The following is a 15,642-nucleotide window of genomic DNA, read 5'->3' as shown; positions in this document are numbered from 1 at the left end:
CTAATATTTGACTTCGTCGGGTAGGCGGCCGTGGCGCATCAGTGAGCTCACAATAAACAAAACACCAAGACCTGCATAAGGGTCATGAGCGTGATCGAATTCACCGGAAGCGGATCGTGTTTCGTCGAATTTTTCGAGTGCGGTGAATGCGGCCCTGTCAAAAGCGACAGCGGCGCCAAGGCCGCGCCATATCGAAACGGCGCCTTCGCGCCAGTTGCCGGCTTTCAACTCGCGCCATCCATGGCCCATAATCCGTTTGGCCAGCGGAAAGCGAAAAGTGCGGGACAGGGTCGCCGTAATGGCCGATAATGTAGACAGGACAGGGGTTTTTGTAATTTTTCCGATCTCCGGGGCTCTCGATTCGCTGATCTCGCCATAAGCCGCCAGTTGATATAGCAGCCACGGGTAATCGACGCCGGACGCCATTGAATGATAAAGGCCGGCCCAGAAACGCGCATTCACTTCAATCAGCTGGGCGGGCGTGTTCGGATCCCCATCCCAGCGGAAATCAATTTCCGCCACGCCGTTCCACTTTGCCGCCGCCAGAATTTTTTGAGTCGCTTCCATAAAGGGAGCGTGATCGACTGTTTCCCTCACAGTTCCGGCGCCAGACTTTTGGGGAAAGGTCTCCAGGTTCCGATACGCCATCGCGGCGCGGATTTCGCCGTTATCCGCGAGGGCCGTCATGCAAAAATCCTCGCCGGGCGCGGTTTCCTGCAGGATGAGCGGCTTATCTTGTGTCGGGCCCAGCGACGATGCGGCGTCTTCAAGTTCGGCGAGATTGTCGACGAAACTCACGCCGCGGCCGCCGACGCCTTCTGCCGGTTTCAGCACCAGCGGAAATTCCAATTTATCGGCGGCGCTGCGCAATTCATCCATGCTCGAAATGACGGCGCTGTCCGGCGCAATCTCCGGAAAATCCTTCATGGTTCTGACAAGGTTGTCTTTTGGGTAAACGCAGCCGATTGAGGCCGTGTCCGGCGCCGCCAGCGTCACAAAATCCGGAAGCTCGCTTTTGCGGCGGGCCAGAATGCGCGCATTGTCGAACAGCGGCATCAAAATGTAAGGTTTGCCATTGTCCGGCCTGTGCCGCTCCAGCATGTCGCACATATACGCAATATAGGCATCTTCATCGTCTTCCGGCGCCGGATGCGTGAAATAGGTTCGGCAATATCTGGAGAAATGAAGCGCTGTCATGTCAACGCTGTCACAACCGATAACATCAAGCCCATGCTTGGCGAGGCTTTGCGCCGCCACCAGCGACATCAAGCTGCGGCCATAGGTGACGATAACGCGCCCATAGGCATCGGCTGAGGGGATTTTTCCCATGAAAAAATGCTCCAATGAACTATTTCACCAACACAGCTTTTTAACCGGAAGTTCCGGTTTACAACGAAAAACGGCCCGTACCGCGTGCACTGGGGCAAGTGTATCGCGATGCGGGCCGTTTGGGCGTCATAAGATTGCGAGCCTTCGGGACGGGGCGAGCCGAAATCCGCAACCGCCATGGAAACAACAGAAAGAGCCAATAGTTCCCAGGGAATAAAAAAACCGCCGCATCTCCTGCGGCGGCTTTTTTCAGCTTATAAACAAGCTGTTGCGCTATACAGGCGATCTGCCTCTCAAGGCGCGGAACACCATCGCCGCAACGAAAAGCACGAGGAAAACGACAAAAAGAATTTTTGCGATCCCGGCAGAAGCCGCCGCAACGCCGCTGAAGCCCAGAAAAGCGGCAATCAGCGCAACAACAAGAAAAGTCAAAGCCCAACCAAGCATGACAACCTCCAATTTTAACGATTGCGCTGTAAGAACAGGCAGAACGGAACTTGGTTCCGGCTTGCGTTTTCTTATATGTAATGTCTTCTCGTCGCTTCGAAAATTTAAACAATCCAAGATGTTTATGGCCTCTTCGTCCCGATCTTCCCATTCTGTTAGTCCCATGGAGAGTCATCCGTGTGGTTGAGGGCGGCCCTCTTTGCGGCGACGGCTGTCATCGGCGGCGTAAAGGTCGGGCGCTCCGTGATGAACAGGGCTGTCAAAAGCAAGGTCGATCAGGCAATCGAAATTGCGAAGCTCAGCGCTATCGACGATCTTAGTCGGGAGACGACAGCTGTCGTGTGGCAGCGTGTGCAGCGCGTGATGGCCTCACTGCTCTGGAAAACCAGCATCGTTGCCGGGTTATTTGCACTGCATGCAATGGGCGAGCTGACAGGAAGAGGGTTTCGAGCCATTGTCATCGTTGTGACGGCGGGTTTCGCTGTGCGCGATGCGTGGCTTTTTGCGCCGCTCCTGTGGCGCGGCGTCATGCTTGTTCGGAGCCATAAATGGAAACCGACAGAAGCTCTGAAGGAATTTATCGCCGGCATTGTGTTCGAGCGCGCCTATGAAAAAGCGATTGAAGCGACGTCTCAGCCTGGGACCCGTCACGCAATTGCCCTGTCATCCTTCAAGAAGGAAGTTTTATCGGAAGAAATCGCGAATGCAGTCACCGATGTAGCGAAGGCGGCCAGCATTCGCATCATAAGGGCGCGTGCTCTTCTCGGGGCGGGGGCGATATTGATTTTCACGGCGGCCTATTCCGCTTTTATCTACCTGTCTCTTTCCCGCGCTCATTTGTAAGAGAAGGGAACCTTGTGGTCCGGTGTGTGTATGTATGCCGAACTCTCAAGGAGAAACGTTATGACTCGCAACTCTATTCTCGCATTGGTCGGCGCCGCGGTCGTCGGCATTCTGATTTTCGCCTTTATTGAAGATCAAAATGACGGCCCCTTGGAAAATGCGGCTGAATCCGTTGAAGATGCAGCAGATGATATGGGTGACGATATCGAAGATGCTGCTGATGAACTTGATGGTTCTTAAAGCCAGTCATAGCGATAAGTTTAGCGCGTTTTAAAAATGGCCCTTTTTTAAGGGCCGTTTTCATTATGGCGGGAATGTGGGGAACGTAAGGCGCAGGGCGGTGTTTCTAAAGCAAAGGGAGACTGACCAATGATCATCGAAACGATCTTGCTTGTCTTTATCAGCTTTATGTCGATGCTTGGCGCCAGCGCCACTCTTATCGATACAGACTCGAAATAACTGAGGAGCTTCTCATGGATATTCTTCGAATCATCATCGCCATTCTTCTGCCCCCCGCCGGCGTCGCCATGCAGGTGGGCATCACAACCCAGTTCTGGATCAACATCATTCTCACCTTGTTTGGGTATATACCGGGCATCATTCATGCGCTTTGGGTGATCCTGAGCCGGGACGGATCACCGAATACGGTTTAAGCACGCCAGCTGCATTTTGATTTAACAACAAAACGCGCCGGACCGGGCGCGTTTTGTTTTTAACCCTGGCTCCAAATGAAATGCGGTTAACCATGAGGAACGATATTCGCGTGCGCATGTTGGCAAAGCATACCCTGTTGCAAACTCTGAATACGGAGGCATTATCATGAAGAAACTAATGATCACGACTGCAGCGATCTCCCTGGCGGCGTCGACAGGCGCTTTTGCCGGCGAAAAAATGGAAAAGAGCGCAAAGGCCACAACCGAAGCGGCCATGACGCAAGAGCTTACGCTTACGGCGTCCGATATGAGCGTGAAAGAGATCCTTGGTGAAGGCATTATGGGTGTTAGCGGCGAGCGCGTTGCGCGTGTCGATGACATTCTTATTGGCCCTGACGGCAAAGCCAGCCATGTCGTTTACCTGACGGGCGGTGTTTTCGGCTGGGGTGGCGCGAAAGGGCTTATCCCGTTCGATCAGGTATCGCTTTCCTATAAAGACCGCGATGAAGCCTATGTTTCGGCGGCCATTACAGAAGAGAGCGCCTCAACGGCTGTTGAATTCAAGCAGGAAGGTTTCAACGATTACCGTCTTGCTTCAGAAGTCATCGGCGCGAAAGCTGACCTTGTCAGCACGGAAGACGATGATGATGACGCAGTGGTCAACGACCTGATTCTCACCGCTGAAGGCGACATTCCTTTTGTCGTTCTGCAAGAGAGCGTTGTCGGTTCAATCGGCGCCGGTAAAAAATATGCAGTGAATTATGATCTGCTTGGTATTGAAGAAGGCGACGGCGGCATTGTTATCAATGCGACCGAGGAGCAAATCGAAAGCGCTCCCGTGCTGAAGTCTGTCTATTCGGCCCGTCACCACGAAGCCAAGACCAAGATGGACGACTAATAAAGCGACGACAAATCGTTGTCTTAGTCGCCGCCGCGCTATGAAAATAGCGCGGCGGCTTTTTTGTTAGGCTAAGGCCAGAATTGTTTCGTCGCGAGCGCAGCGCCTTCCGCCAAAGCGCCGAGTTTTGCAAAGGCGACACTGGGATCTACGCCGCCTGATCCCGCATGAATTGAAAATCCGCAATCAACGCCGGCCATGACATTTTCGCGCCCCACGAGATGTGCATAGCGTGCGATGCGCTGCGCCACGAGTTCGGGATGTTCGATGTAATTTGACTGGCATTCAATCACGCCGGGAATCAAGATTTTACCTTCTGGCAGCTTCACGCTTTCGAATAATTCGTACTCATGCGCATGCCGGGGGTTGGCCGCTTCAAAGAGAATGGCGTGCGGTTTGGCCTGCCAGACGATGTCGATAATATCCTTGAACGGCACATCGCAATGATGGGGCCCCGGATAGTTGCCCCAGCACATATGCATGCGCAGTTGTTCGGCGGGAATATTTACGACAGCCCGATTTAGCGCCTCGACATGCAGAGCCATACGGTCACGAAAGCCTTTCAGGTCGAGATGGGCGTAATGCGTGTGCCGGCCCATGGCGAGATCCGGGCAGTCGATTTGCAGCGTGATGCCCGCCGCAGCGATTGTTTCATACTCATGACGCAACCCTTCGGCGACGGCGAAGAGATAATCTTCGTGGCTGTCATAATATTCATTGCCGAAGAAGAGGGTCGTGACGCCGGGAGAAGCGGCGCTCATGAAGGGTTTAACGTCGCGATGTTCGGCTGTGGCGGCCTTGAGGCGAGACGCATCTTTCGCTGGCGCTTCCATGTCCTTCACGCTGATCGGGCCGTTACAGGCGGGCGTCTTGCGGTGCTTGCGGCCGGGGTCATCGAAGATGCGCTTTTTAAGAGAAGGAAAGTCTTCGATATCCTGAAAGACGTAGGAATTCCCGGCGCCGCCAAAGCCGGCGAGGCGGTCCTTGATATAGGTGGCGTAGCTCGGTTTCGACATTTCACCGTCATTGACGATGTCGACGCCGGCTTTGGCCTGCTTTTCAACCACGTCGCGCACGGCCTTTTCGACTTCACGTTCGACCGCTTCCGGTTCAAGCGGCAGGCCGTCCTCACGCGCGAAAATGAACTCTATTAGCCTTTCCGGTCGCGGCAAGCTGCCCACATGAGTCGTCAGGAAACGTCCGGCTGTAGTCATCATCTTCTCCTTGAGGCCGCCCTCGTCAAATTTTTATGCGCGTTTTGTTCTTGATACGACATAGGATTCGTCATTGAACCAGAGGCCGCCATATTTTCTCAACACCTCCCTTGTCGACTGAAGGTAATCGACGCCTTCGGGAATCTCTTCCAGCCGGTCGTCTTCGATCTGGGCGACATAAACGGCGTCATTCCAGGCGGCGTAGAGCGTGGATGTGCCGATGCTGGAATCCACTTCTGTCGGCAGCGTGTGCATCTTGTATTGAAAGATGGAGCGGTCATCTGAAAAGGCGTTGAAGTCAAATTCGTCCACTTCGTCGCCAAGTTCGTCTTTCAGCGCGCGAAGAATGTCATGCCGGTCAGACTTGAATGGATTGTCGTCGGGCCAGATCTTGTTGATGACTTCCATGCCCGGATCGCGACCATAAGAGTGAATGCCGAGGAGCCGCCCGCTGGGTCTGAGGGCGCGGGCGAGCGGCGCAATAACGTTCTTCGCTTTGAAATTCGCCGGCACGCGCAGGCGGTAGGGCTGTGACGCCAGGATGAGGTCGAAATCCGCTTTCGCTGTCTCCGGTTTGGGAATGACGTCATTCAACAAAAAGCGGTAATCCTCGCGATAAAGCACGAGCACAGTCGGGTGTTCGTAAATCGGATTGCCGGTTTTGGGGCTATGGCGCGCTTGCCAGTTGTCCGTCAAAAAATTATCGAGCTCGGCGATCTGGCGGTCAAAATCATGCGCGGTGGCGCCTTTGAGGGCGAGTTCTTTCCAGACCATCGCTTTCTTCGCCGCCGGTTTTTTTGGCGTCAGCCATGGCGCCTCGGAATAAAACATGTTGGTGAACACAAGCACGGTCGCGGGATGTTCAAAGAGCCGGTCGGCCATTTTTCCCAGCGCAAGACGAATATCTTCAAGGCTGATCTCCTTGCCGGAGACATAAAACGGCATGGTCGGAAAGCGGCCATGCATCTCGCGCAGGAGTTTCGCCAGCACCGTTCCGTCGCCGATCCCGCCGTCGAACATTCGGATGGCGGGTGGCGCCGGCTGGATAAAAGATAACTCCATCCCGGCGCGTTTGGCGACGATGTCTTTTTCACTGCAAGTGTTGACGAACATCAGATATTTCTGGCGGTTATCGAAGAACCGGAAATTTTTTTCAGAAGATGTATCGGTTGCGGATGCGGGCTTTCCGCCCGGCAGGGTATGAAGCAGCCCCGGTTCGGGGACGGGAGGCGCATCGCCGCCATGTTTGGCGATGAACTTGGCGACCCGGCGCCATGTCTCTGGCCGAAGGCGCGATCCGTCCTTCAGGCGCGAGACAAACTTGCCGTCATTGACGGCGCGTCGGCCGAAAGTCGATTCCGCCATCGAGTTCTGCTGGCAAAACGCATAGATGCTTTCCAGCAATGTTTGCGGATTGTTTGTCGTTGGCTGCATGGGCGTTTCCTTCGTTTCCTGAAGCAAAATGCCGACAGTGGGACAGGGCAGGCGTTGGCTATGTCAGCGCGCTGCGTCTGCCTCAATTATAATTCTGCTCTGACGAGTTTGGCGCCGTCAGCCATTGCTTTCATTTTTCCAAACGCAACTTCTCGCGGCAAATATTTCATGCCGCAGTCGGGAGCGACGATGACCTTGTCAGCGTCGACATGAGGAAGGGCGCGCCGGATTCTGCTCGCCACCGTTTCGGGCGTTTCAATTTCATTTGTCGACAGGTCGATCACACCGAGAATAACGGTTTTACCGCGCAGACTCTCCAGCACCGATGTATCGAGATTTGATTGCGCTGTTTCGATGGAAACCTGATTGACGCAGCATTCCGACAATTCCGGCAGGAAGGAATATCCTTCAGGCCTTTCATGAATGATTGCGGCGTAGCCGAAGCAGATGTGAACCGCTGTCTTGCCTTTCACGCCGTCGAGTGCAGCGTTGAGCGCGTCGAGACCGTATTCGCGCGCCTTTTCCGGTCGCGCCTGCATATAAGGCTCGTCGATCTGCACATAGTCTGCGCCGGCGTCGAACAGGTCCTTGATTTCTTCGTTGACCGCGGCGGCGTAATCCAGCGCCATTTCCGCTTCGGACTCATAGAAATCATTCTGCGCCTGTTGCGACATGGTGAACGGGCCGGGGACGGTGATTTTTATCTGCCTGTCCGTGTTGGCGCGCAGGAATTTGACATCGCGCACTTGCACGGAGTGCCGCCGTTTGATTTTGCCAACGATGCGCGGGACAGGGTTGGGGTGGCCGCTGCGGTCGAGGGCTTCGCCATGATTGTCGAGGTCAACGCCGTTCAGCGCCGTGGCGAAGCGGTTGGAATAACTTTCACGGCGCATTTCGCCGTCGGTGAGAATGTCGAGGCCGGCGCGCTCCTGATCGCGGATGGCGAGGAGCGTCGCATCGTCCTGCGCTTGATCCAGCCATTCCGGGGCGACGCGCCATAACTCATTGACACGCACGCGTGGGGGAAAGCGCCCGGCCAGTTTTTCCCTGTCGATCAGCCAGTCCGGCTGGGGGTAAGATCCGACAAGTGATGTTGGCAGCAACGTCATGGGCGTCTCCTTTATTTTTTATTTCACGTCCGGCCCGTCATAGCTGATCGCCTCTGCGGCTTTCCCTGAAAGGATGAAGCCGATGGGCCGTTCCGTCTCTTCCTGAAGGTGGCCGATCAGGCTCGCCGTGCGCGCGAGCAGTGAAATGCCTTTCAGCGCGCCGAGGGGAAAGCCAACATCGAGCATGACCGCCGGAATGGCGCCGTTCACATTGATGGGCAGGGACCGGTTGATGACCTTCGGGATAGCGTTGTTGACGGCTTCGAGCGCACGGATGTGAGCGCCGGCGGCGTCTTCCTCGCGCGCCATGGCGAGAAGACGATGCGCGCGCGGATCGCCATCGGCATGCAAGGGGTGGCCGAAGCCCGGCACCGGCGTCTTGGTCTCGCGCAATTTTTTTACGGCGCGCTCGGCGGCGGCGTCCACATCGTCGCCGTCGGCGACAATATCAGCAAGAAAACGTCCGGCGATTTCGGCGCTGCCCAGCACAACGGAGCCGCATCCCAACAAGCCAGAGGCGACAGCGCCCTGGAAGGCTTCGGGCGCCGCGGCGTAGGTCATTCGTGCAGCGACGACGCTCGGCACCAGGCCGTGTTCAGCAATGGCGGCGAGGACCGCATCGGCGAACTTTTTTTGTTTTGGAGTCGGTTCTTGTCCGGTTACGAGCAGCCAGAAATAGCTCGTGAAATCGAGCTTGCCGATGATGTCATCGCAAAGATCGCGCCCTCTGACGTAAATCCGTTCCGACGTTGACGTGGAAATCGCGCTGTAGGGATTATCCTGTTTTCCGATGCGCATAATTTGGTCCTTTCATCTGAGCCGAGCGCGGCCGCCCCTCAGGTGAAATCGCATGTTTACGTCGTCCTGCCATGCGCAATGTGATTAGCGCAAATTATTTCGCATTCCGAACTTGTCTTCGTTATTCGAATTTTCTATAGCGATGTCAAGGATAACGCCGGATTTTGAGGACCAAGCCCTTCCTGAAGCGCGCAAAGCACCGTTACGCATGCTTTGTTGCGGCGCGGCGCCTCAAACGCCGAAGCCTTTAGGAGCGTCCTTATGGTCAAAGTGCTCAAAGACATCACCGTACTTGAAATGGGTACGTTCATCACCGGGCCTGCCGCCGGCATGTTGCTGGCTGATCTCGGCGCCAATGTGATCAAGATCGAGCAGCCGGGAACGGGCGATCCGTTTCGCGCCTTTAAAGGTGAGCTCTACAGTCCGCATTTTCAGACCTACAACCGCAACAAGCGCAGCATCACGTTGAATACTAAAAACGCCGATGATCTTGCGGCGCTGGACGAGCTTGTCGCCGGCGCTGATGTGTTCATCCAGAATTTTCGCCCCGGCGTTGCCGACCGGCTGAATGTCGGGTTCGAGCGCCTACAGGAAATCAATCCGCGTCTTGTTTATTGCTCAATTTCCGGTTTTGGCGCCGATGGTCCGGATAAGGAGCGTCCCGCTTTTGACAGCGTTGCGCAGGCGGCCAGCGGCTTTTTGCGCCTGCTCGTCAATCCGGAACATCCCCGCGTTGTCGGACCGGCGATTGCTGATTCCGTAACCGGCTTTTATGCTGCTCTTGGCGCGCTTGCGGCCCTGACCGAGCGCGGACAGACCGGCAAAGGGCGGCTTGTCGAAACATCAATGTTTGAAGCGATGTGTCACTTCAATCTCGATGACTTCACGCATTATCTTTCCGCCGGCGAGATTATGGGCCCTTACAGCCGCCCTCATGTTTCCCAGTCCTATGTCTTCGAATGTAGCGACGGTTGCTGGCTGGCGCTGCACATGTCGTCGCCGCCGAAATTCTGGGAAAATCTGGCGAAGGCCGTCGATCAGCCGGACATGCTTCAGCGGCCGGAATTTTGTGACCGTGCCGCCCGCATTGAAAATTATGATGCGGTGAATGATTTTCTGGCGCCGATCTTCAAAACCCGTTCACTGGATGAATGGTGCGCGCGCCTGTCGGAAGGAGAAGTGCCGCACTCACCCTTGCGCAATCCGCCTGAGGTTCTGGAGAGCGCGCAGGCCAAGCACCTCCAGCTGGAGCTGCAAGACACGCATGAGGAAATGGGTGAGTTTCGTACAGTGCGTTCGCCATTGTCCTTTGACGGCGAACGCGCGCGCGATGTGAAAGCGCCGCCGACGCTTGGCGAACATAACGGCGAAATTCTCGGCCGCCATTCCGCCAAGGACGCTGCGGAGTAGCCAGCCAAAAAGCGCACAATGCTGGATTTCGCGGCCGGAGCACGATAAGCCACGGCGCAAGTCTTTGAGGCGCCGACGATGGCCAGGGCCAAAAACTCCGACAAGGAGCCGGAATATCTTTCAACGCTTGAGCGGGGGCTTTCCGTTCTGCGCGCGTTCGACCAGAGCCGGCCGGAAATGCAGCTCAGCGAAGTGGCGGCGGTCACGAATTTGAGCCCTGCGGTGGCGCGCCGTTGCCTCAATACGCTGGTGAAGTTGGGCTATGTGGCCAAGCACGGACGCCGGTTTTTGTTGCGTCCGGAAGTGCTGGCCTTTGGATGGTCCTATATTTCATCCATGAATCTCGAAACGGTCGCGCTTCCCTATCTTCAGGCTGTGAGGGATGAAACGGGCGACAGCTCTTCCATGGCGGTGCTGTCAGGGCATGATGTTCTCTATGTGGCGCATGTCTCGACCTTGCGTCCGATCCGCCTCAGCGCCAATGTCGGCACGCGGTTCCCGGCGCATGCGACGTCGCTGGGCAAGGTGTTGCTGGCCTTTCAGGACGATGCGGCGCTTGAAGACTATTTCGCGACTGAGGCGCTGCCGCGGTTCACCGAGCGTACAATTACATCCTCGGATGAGTTACGCGCGGTTCTGGAGCGGGTTCGGGAAGATGGCTATGCCGCCGCTCTTGATGAGCTCGATTATGGCATTGTTTCCGTCGCCACCCCGGTGTTCGACCGCGAGCGGCGGATCGTTGCGGCGATCAACTGCTCCACATCGACGACGCGCATCTCGGTCGAAGAGCTGATCAGCGCTCATGTGCCGGTCCTGCGCCGCGCCGCCTCGGAAATCCAGACGGCCCTGTCTCGCCACCCTTATATTACCCGCTCCCTCAGCAGCGATTGACCATCCTCGATCCCGCTTTGACTCAGGGCGAACACTCGCCCCGGGGCCATTTTGGTCGATTTTCAGTTTTCGTATATCGAACTTGACTTCGATCTACGAAGTTTTACCATGCCGCCATTAAGAATCGTTGGCTGGAAGAGGCGGAAAACCGCCCGGCGAAGAACGATGATTTACGGGAGGAATTGGGATGGGCATTGCATCGAGACATGCGCGCACGCTGTTGCGCGCCACAGCCTTGGCGACTTTATGCGCGCCGACATTGGCTTTCGCACAGCCGGGCGCCGGCGAAGACACAGCGAGCGCCGCGGCGTCAGGCGACCGGATTGTTGTCACCGCGCGGCGGCGCGATGAATCAATTCAGGACGTGCCGGCGCAGGTGACGGTTTTGAATTCGACTGCAATTCAAAACCGCGGCATCGAAAGGCCTGCAGATTTCATCGAGCAGGTGCCGAACGTCACGTTCGTCGAAACGCAAAACGCAGGGACAAGCTTTCTCGTCATTCGCGGCATCTCACAGGCGCGCAACAGCGAGCCGTCCGCCGCCATTGTCGTCGACGGTGTGCCGATGACCCAGCCGGCGCAGTTCAACCAGGCGCTGATCGACATTGAACAAATCGAAGTCCTGAAGGGTCCGCAGGGCGCGCTTTACGGTCGCAACGCGATTGGCGGCGCTATTGTCATCACAACGAAAAAACCGAGCGATGAATTCGAAGGAAAATTCACCGCAGGGTATGAATCGGGACCTGGCTACAAATTACAGGGCGCGCTCAATGTGCCGCTCGCCGAAAATTTCTATATGCGCGGGGCGATTTCCTATTTCGACACCGAAGGGCATCTCACAAACGTCAATACAGTTGACGCCAGCGCTGAAGAAAACGTCGATCCTGTCGAAGACCTCAATGCGCGGCTGTCTTTCCTGTTTGAACCAACGGAAAATTTCAGCGCTGATCTGCGCCTGTCCGCGGACATTCTCGATACGCGCGCGCTGTATTACGTCATTCCTGATTTCGCTGATCCGAATTTCAACAACCCGAACTTCACCGACCGTCCGATTGATCTGAACAATTCAGGCGTCAATGAACGCGATATCTATGACGCGTCGCTTAAATTGACTTATGGGACCGGTTACGGCGAGTTCACATCGATCACAGGCTACAACAGTGTCGAGGAATTGCTGACTGGCGACGGTTACCCGTTCGATCCCTTTGGGCCTTTCCCCGTTAACCGGGTCGGCTTCAATTTCAGCCAGACCCAGTTTCTCGATGTCGAGACCTTCACGCAGGAGCTGCGCTTTACCTCGCCTTCTGACAATCGCTTCCGCTGGATGGCGGGCGGGCAAATCTATGTCACAGACCGGTACATCTCGACGGGCAACCAGATCGACACCGGCGCCGGCGTGATCCCCGTCTATCGCACGCCAAGCACAGACCCGGCGCACCCACAGCTTACGTTCCTCGCCGATAGTCAGGACCAATTCGCATGGGCGGTTTATCTCAACACATCCTTTGACATTATGGATGACCTCGAATTGTCGCTGAACCTTCGCTACGACCACGACAAGCGGGAGAATACGACGCTCACACCGTCGGCGTTTCTGCCTTGCACGCCGGGCCCGACCTGCAGCAGCGGTCTTGTTCGTGAGAACACCTGGGATGACTGGCAGCCCCAGGCGATCCTGCGCTACACGCCGACAGACGACCTGACGCTCTTTGCCAGCTATGGTCGCGGTTTCCGCAGCGGCGGCTTCAACCAGACCGGCGTTGGCGGGCTGGCAGACGCCAGCGGCTTTTTCAATGTCGGTGATCTCTTCGACCAGGAAACGGCCAACACCTACGAGGCCGGCTTCAAGTCGAGCTTCATGGACGGCCGCGTCAATCTCAACGCCAGCGGCTATTTCACCAAGGCGGAAGGCACCTATTTCTTTGTCTTCATAGCCGCGAACTCAACGCAAAATCTCGGCAATATCGACGAGGTGGAGTACAAAGGCTTTGACGTCGAGTTGAACGCCAATGTGACCGACAATCTCATGTTCAACGCCGGTTTTGGCTACACAGATAGCGAAATCACCGAGTTCCCGGATCCCGTCGCGATCGGCGCCGCTGCGCCGCTGGTGTCGGAATATACGATCAATGTCGGCGCTGAATACCGCGCGCCAATATGGGGTGATGTGGATGCGCTTGTGCGCGTAGACTACAACCGTCTTGGCGACACCACATTTACAATTCCGTTCAGCGCGCCCGAGCTTGCGCTGGATGCTTTCCCGGTTGAACGCGATCCGGTTGATCTCGTCAATCTTCGCGCAGGCATAACGACTGATCAGTGGTCGTTGATGTTCTGGTCAAGAAACTTGTTCGACGAAGAGTATAATACAGAATATTCTCCGGGCGGGTTCCTGTTCAAGGCGCAACCCATGCGGTGGGGCGTCGATCTGACGGTGCGCTTCTAGCGCGGCCTGATAACGAAAGGGCGGGCCAATTCGTCCTCCCTTGCCCGAATTGGCCGGCGCTTGTGTGCGCCGGCCTGCGCGTGAAATGCGATAGCATTTGTGATGATTGGATAAGGAGGCAAAGGTGACGAAAGTTCTGGTGCTTTATTACTCGAGCTATGGCCATATCGAACAAATGGCCAAAGCCGTTGCAGAAGGCGCGGCGTCGGTTTCCGGCGTGTCTGTCGATATAAAGCGCACGCCAGAGCTGGTGCCCGAAAAAGTCGCCGCCGAGTCCGGGATGAAAACCGATCAGGACGCCCCCATCGCCGATCCGGCGAAGCTGGGAAACTACGACGCCATCATTTTCGGCACGCCGACGCGGTTCGGCAACATGGCTGCGCAGATGCGAAACTTTCTGGATCAAACCGGCGGACTTTGGATGTCGCGCGCGCTGGTGGGAAAAGTGGGGAGCGTGTTTACGTCCACGGCAAGCCAGCATGGCGGACAGGAAACGACGATTACGTCTTTCCACACGACGCTTTTGCATCATGGCATGGTGATCGTGGGCCTGCCTTATACCTGGGAAGGCGCGTCGATCATGAGTGAGCTGAGCGGCGGCACACCTTATGGCGCGACGACCATCACCGGCGGTGATGGCGCTCGCATGCCTAGCGCCAACGAGCTTGAAGGCGCCAGATTTCAGGGCCGGCATGTGGCGGAAATCGCCGCGCGGTTGGCGAAATAAGGTCAAAATCTAGGGCTACGGATAAAGGAGAATATCATGGCTAGCGCTCACTTACCCAATCGTCTGCACCATACAGCCTATGTGACCGCTGACATGGAGGCGACGCGGAAATTTTATGAGGATGTTCTCGGATTTCCGCTTATTGCGACCTGGTGTGAAAAGGACCTGCTTTTCGGAAAAGAGCGCACCTACATCCACTGTTTTTTCGGAATCGCAGACGGCAGCGCCTTGGCCTTTTTCCAGTTTGCTGACCCGGAAGACCAGAAAGAGTTCGGGCCCAAAATGCCGGCGTCCCCGTTTCACCATATTGCGCTGGATGTTGATGCAGCGACGCAACAAGCTATGGAAGAACGAATTGCGGCTGCAGGCTACAAGGAGCCTGAAACTTATGTGCTTGAGCACGGTTACTGCCGGTCCGTTTATGTCGTCGATCCGAACGGCATGATTGTCGAGTTTGTTCTGGACTTGCCCGAAGCGGTGGAGCGCGCCGAAGAATGGCGCGGCAGAGCGCATTCGGAATTGAAGCGTTGGCTGGAAGGCGATTACTCCAACAATAATGAGTATCGCTGACAAACGCGCCGCTTGCGGCCTTCTTATGTCCTGAGTGCGTGACATTCATTCATGACCGGCGCATCGACCGACATTGTGAAGATCCCTGTAGCCGGAGGAATTCTGGAAGCCGAGTTGCGGGGGCGCGGTTCCACAAAAGCGCGCGCACCGATACTTTTTCTGCATGGCTGGACGCTTGATCGCCGGATGTGGGCGCCGCAACTGGACGCGCTGTCCTCGCGCCAGCCTGTCATCGCAATCGATCGGCGCGGCTTTGGTCAGTCAACGGCGCCCGCAGGGCTCCACCTTGAGCCTGATGACATCATCGCAATCCAGGATGCGTTGTCATTTCGCAGCAGCGTCATTGTCGGCATGTCTCAAGCCGGACGGATTGCCCTTGAATTTGCAGTCCGGCATCCAGAGCGCACAGCCGCCCTGGTTCTGGAAGGCGCCGGTCTCGCCGGTTTCATGCCGCCGCCGAAAAAAGAAGAACAAATACCACTTGCCTTATATCGCTCGCTTGTTGAGGCGGGCGATATTGAGAAGATGCGCAAAAAGTGGCGTGAGCATCCGTTGATGCAAAGCCCCAATGCCGAAGCCGTCAGGTATATGGGCGGCATCTTGCAGTCTTATGACGGGCGCGACTTGCTCTCCCCGCCGCCGCAGCCTTTTGGCGTCGGCCCGGAAGCGCTTGACCAGGTCAAACCGCCGGTTCTGGCGGTGACGGGCGATCAGGAAACGCCATGGCGTCAGTTAGTGGCGGATGCGATCGCCTATGGCGTTCCGAAAGGGCGGCGGGCGGTGGTCGAAAAAGCCGGACATGTTTGCAATCTATGCAACGCGGAAGGCTATAACGCCGTCTTTAATGCGTTTCTCGACGAGGTGTACCACTGA

General features: G+C 56.2%; 16 protein-coding genes. 10 read left to right on the top strand and 6 right to left on the bottom strand.

What is annotated here, in order from left to right:
• Together ACFC5L_RS16290 and ACFC5L_RS16285 are read right to left on the bottom strand one after the other, a co-directional pair.
• Window positions 1-1,329, bottom strand: coding sequence for a carboxylate--amine ligase (locus ACFC5L_RS16290; protein WP_375203322.1), 1,329 nt, complete (start codon window positions 1,327-1,329; stop codon window positions 1-3).
• A 273-nt stretch (window positions 1,330-1,602) separates the two neighbouring features.
• Complete coding sequence (locus tag ACFC5L_RS16285; RefSeq protein WP_375203766.1) at window positions 1,603-1,776, bottom strand: DUF1328 domain-containing protein; 174 nt, start codon at window positions 1,774-1,776, stop codon at window positions 1,603-1,605.
• Between the two features lie 177 nt (window positions 1,777-1,953).
• On the opposite strand from ACFC5L_RS16285, the gene ACFC5L_RS16280 reads away from it, so the two are divergent.
• From ACFC5L_RS16280 to ACFC5L_RS16265, 4 genes are all read left to right on the top strand, one after another.
• Complete coding sequence (locus ACFC5L_RS16280) at window positions 1,954-2,619, top strand: hypothetical protein (protein WP_375203323.1); 666 nt, start codon at window positions 1,954-1,956, stop codon at window positions 2,617-2,619.
• A gap of 60 nt (window positions 2,620-2,679) precedes the next feature.
• Window positions 2,680-2,859, top strand: coding sequence for a hypothetical protein (locus tag ACFC5L_RS16275; RefSeq protein ID WP_375203324.1), 180 nt, complete (start codon window positions 2,680-2,682; stop codon window positions 2,857-2,859).
• Window positions 2,860-3,092: 233 nt separating this feature from the next.
• Window positions 3,093-3,272 carry a YqaE/Pmp3 family membrane protein gene (locus ACFC5L_RS16270; protein ID WP_375203325.1) on the top strand — a complete coding sequence of 60 codons (180 nt, stop codon included), beginning with the start codon at window positions 3,093-3,095 and terminating at the stop codon, window positions 3,270-3,272.
• Between the two features lie 166 nt (window positions 3,273-3,438).
• Window positions 3,439-4,170 (top strand): PRC-barrel domain-containing protein, encoded by a 732-nt coding sequence (locus ACFC5L_RS16265; protein WP_375203326.1) that lies wholly within the window; start codon window positions 3,439-3,441, stop codon window positions 4,168-4,170.
• Between the two features lie 71 nt (window positions 4,171-4,241).
• On the opposite strand, the gene ACFC5L_RS16260 is transcribed toward ACFC5L_RS16265, so the two are convergent.
• From ACFC5L_RS16260 to ACFC5L_RS16245, 4 genes are all read right to left on the bottom strand, one after another.
• A complete protein-coding gene (locus tag ACFC5L_RS16260) occupies window positions 4,242-5,387 on the bottom strand; it encodes a cobalamin-independent methionine synthase II family protein (RefSeq protein ID WP_375203327.1) in 1,146 nt (381 codons plus the stop codon).
• A 30-nt stretch (window positions 5,388-5,417) separates the two neighbouring features.
• The gene (locus ACFC5L_RS16255; protein WP_375203328.1) at window positions 5,418-6,818 is read right to left on the bottom strand and encodes a hypothetical protein; all 1,401 of its coding nucleotides are present in this window, start codon (window positions 6,816-6,818) and stop codon (window positions 5,418-5,420) included.
• An 86-nt stretch (window positions 6,819-6,904) separates the two neighbouring features.
• Window positions 6,905-7,927: a uroporphyrinogen decarboxylase family protein gene (locus tag ACFC5L_RS16250; protein WP_375203329.1), complete on the bottom strand. Its 1,023-nt coding sequence runs from the start codon at window positions 7,925-7,927 to the stop codon at window positions 6,905-6,907.
• 18 nt (window positions 7,928-7,945) lie between these two features.
• Entirely contained in the window at window positions 7,946-8,725 is a 780-nt protein-coding gene (locus ACFC5L_RS16245) for a citryl-CoA lyase (RefSeq protein WP_375203330.1), read from the bottom strand.
• A gap of 261 nt (window positions 8,726-8,986) precedes the next feature.
• On the opposite strand from ACFC5L_RS16245, the gene ACFC5L_RS16240 reads away from it, so the two are divergent.
• The 6 genes from ACFC5L_RS16240 (at window position 8,987) to ACFC5L_RS16215 (ending at window position 15,642) form a co-directional block, all read left to right on the top strand.
• Window positions 8,987-10,135 carry a CaiB/BaiF CoA transferase family protein gene (locus ACFC5L_RS16240; protein ID WP_375203331.1) on the top strand — a complete coding sequence of 383 codons (1,149 nt, stop codon included), beginning with the start codon at window positions 8,987-8,989 and terminating at the stop codon, window positions 10,133-10,135.
• Between the two features lie 78 nt (window positions 10,136-10,213).
• Window positions 10,214-11,026: an IclR family transcriptional regulator domain-containing protein gene (locus tag ACFC5L_RS16235; RefSeq protein WP_375203332.1), complete on the top strand. Its 813-nt coding sequence runs from the start codon at window positions 10,214-10,216 to the stop codon at window positions 11,024-11,026.
• A 187-nt stretch (window positions 11,027-11,213) separates the two neighbouring features.
• Window positions 11,214-13,472 carry a TonB-dependent receptor gene (locus ACFC5L_RS16230; RefSeq protein ID WP_375203333.1) on the top strand — a complete coding sequence of 753 codons (2,259 nt, stop codon included), beginning with the start codon at window positions 11,214-11,216 and terminating at the stop codon, window positions 13,470-13,472.
• A 124-nt stretch (window positions 13,473-13,596) separates the two neighbouring features.
• Entirely contained in the window at window positions 13,597-14,199 is a 603-nt protein-coding gene (wrbA, locus tag ACFC5L_RS16225) for an NAD(P)H:quinone oxidoreductase (protein ID WP_375203334.1), read from the top strand.
• A 36-nt stretch (window positions 14,200-14,235) separates the two neighbouring features.
• Window positions 14,236-14,769 (top strand): VOC family protein, encoded by a 534-nt coding sequence (locus ACFC5L_RS16220; RefSeq protein WP_375203335.1) that lies wholly within the window; start codon window positions 14,236-14,238, stop codon window positions 14,767-14,769.
• A gap of 51 nt (window positions 14,770-14,820) precedes the next feature.
• Window positions 14,821-15,642, top strand: a complete 822-nt coding sequence (locus ACFC5L_RS16215) for an alpha/beta fold hydrolase (RefSeq protein ID WP_375203336.1) — start codon at window positions 14,821-14,823, stop codon at window positions 15,640-15,642.

The sequence above is a fragment of the Hyphococcus sp. genome (genome assembly GCF_041986965.1).
Classification (GTDB): domain Bacteria; phylum Pseudomonadota; class Alphaproteobacteria; order Caulobacterales; family Parvularculaceae; genus Hyphococcus.
The sequence above is the reverse complement of the archived record's forward strand: the minus strand, read 5'-3'. Positions and strand labels throughout refer to the sequence as shown.

Coding starts and splice junctions, on each gene's coding strand:
- ACFC5L_RS16265 (WP_375203326.1), top strand. CDS start 3,439: ATGAAGAAACTAATGATCACGACTGCAGCGATCTCCCTGGCGGCGTCG.
- ACFC5L_RS16260 (WP_375203327.1), bottom strand. CDS start 5,387: ATGATGACTACAGCCGGACGTTTCCTGACGACTCATGTGGGCAGCTTG.
- ACFC5L_RS16275 (WP_375203324.1), top strand. CDS start 2,680: ATGACTCGCAACTCTATTCTCGCATTGGTCGGCGCCGCGGTCGTCGGC.
- ACFC5L_RS16235 (WP_375203332.1), top strand. CDS start 10,214: ATGGCCAGGGCCAAAAACTCCGACAAGGAGCCGGAATATCTTTCAACG.
- ACFC5L_RS16220 (WP_375203335.1), top strand. CDS start 14,236: ATGGCTAGCGCTCACTTACCCAATCGTCTGCACCATACAGCCTATGTG.
- ACFC5L_RS16245 (WP_375203330.1), bottom strand. CDS start 8,725: ATGCGCATCGGAAAACAGGATAATCCCTACAGCGCGATTTCCACGTCA.
- ACFC5L_RS16270 (WP_375203325.1), top strand. CDS start 3,093: ATGGATATTCTTCGAATCATCATCGCCATTCTTCTGCCCCCCGCCGGC.
- ACFC5L_RS16215 (WP_375203336.1), top strand. CDS start 14,821: ATGACCGGCGCATCGACCGACATTGTGAAGATCCCTGTAGCCGGAGGA.
- ACFC5L_RS16250 (WP_375203329.1), bottom strand. CDS start 7,927: ATGACGTTGCTGCCAACATCACTTGTCGGATCTTACCCCCAGCCGGAC.
- ACFC5L_RS16290 (WP_375203322.1), bottom strand. CDS start 1,329: ATGGGAAAAATCCCCTCAGCCGATGCCTATGGGCGCGTTATCGTCACC.
- ACFC5L_RS16240 (WP_375203331.1), top strand. CDS start 8,987: ATGGTCAAAGTGCTCAAAGACATCACCGTACTTGAAATGGGTACGTTC.
- ACFC5L_RS16255 (WP_375203328.1), bottom strand. CDS start 6,818: ATGCAGCCAACGACAAACAATCCGCAAACATTGCTGGAAAGCATCTAT.
- ACFC5L_RS16285 (WP_375203766.1), bottom strand. CDS start 1,776: ATGCTTGGTTGGGCTTTGACTTTTCTTGTTGTTGCGCTGATTGCCGCT.
- ACFC5L_RS16230 (WP_375203333.1), top strand. CDS start 11,214: ATGGGCATTGCATCGAGACATGCGCGCACGCTGTTGCGCGCCACAGCC.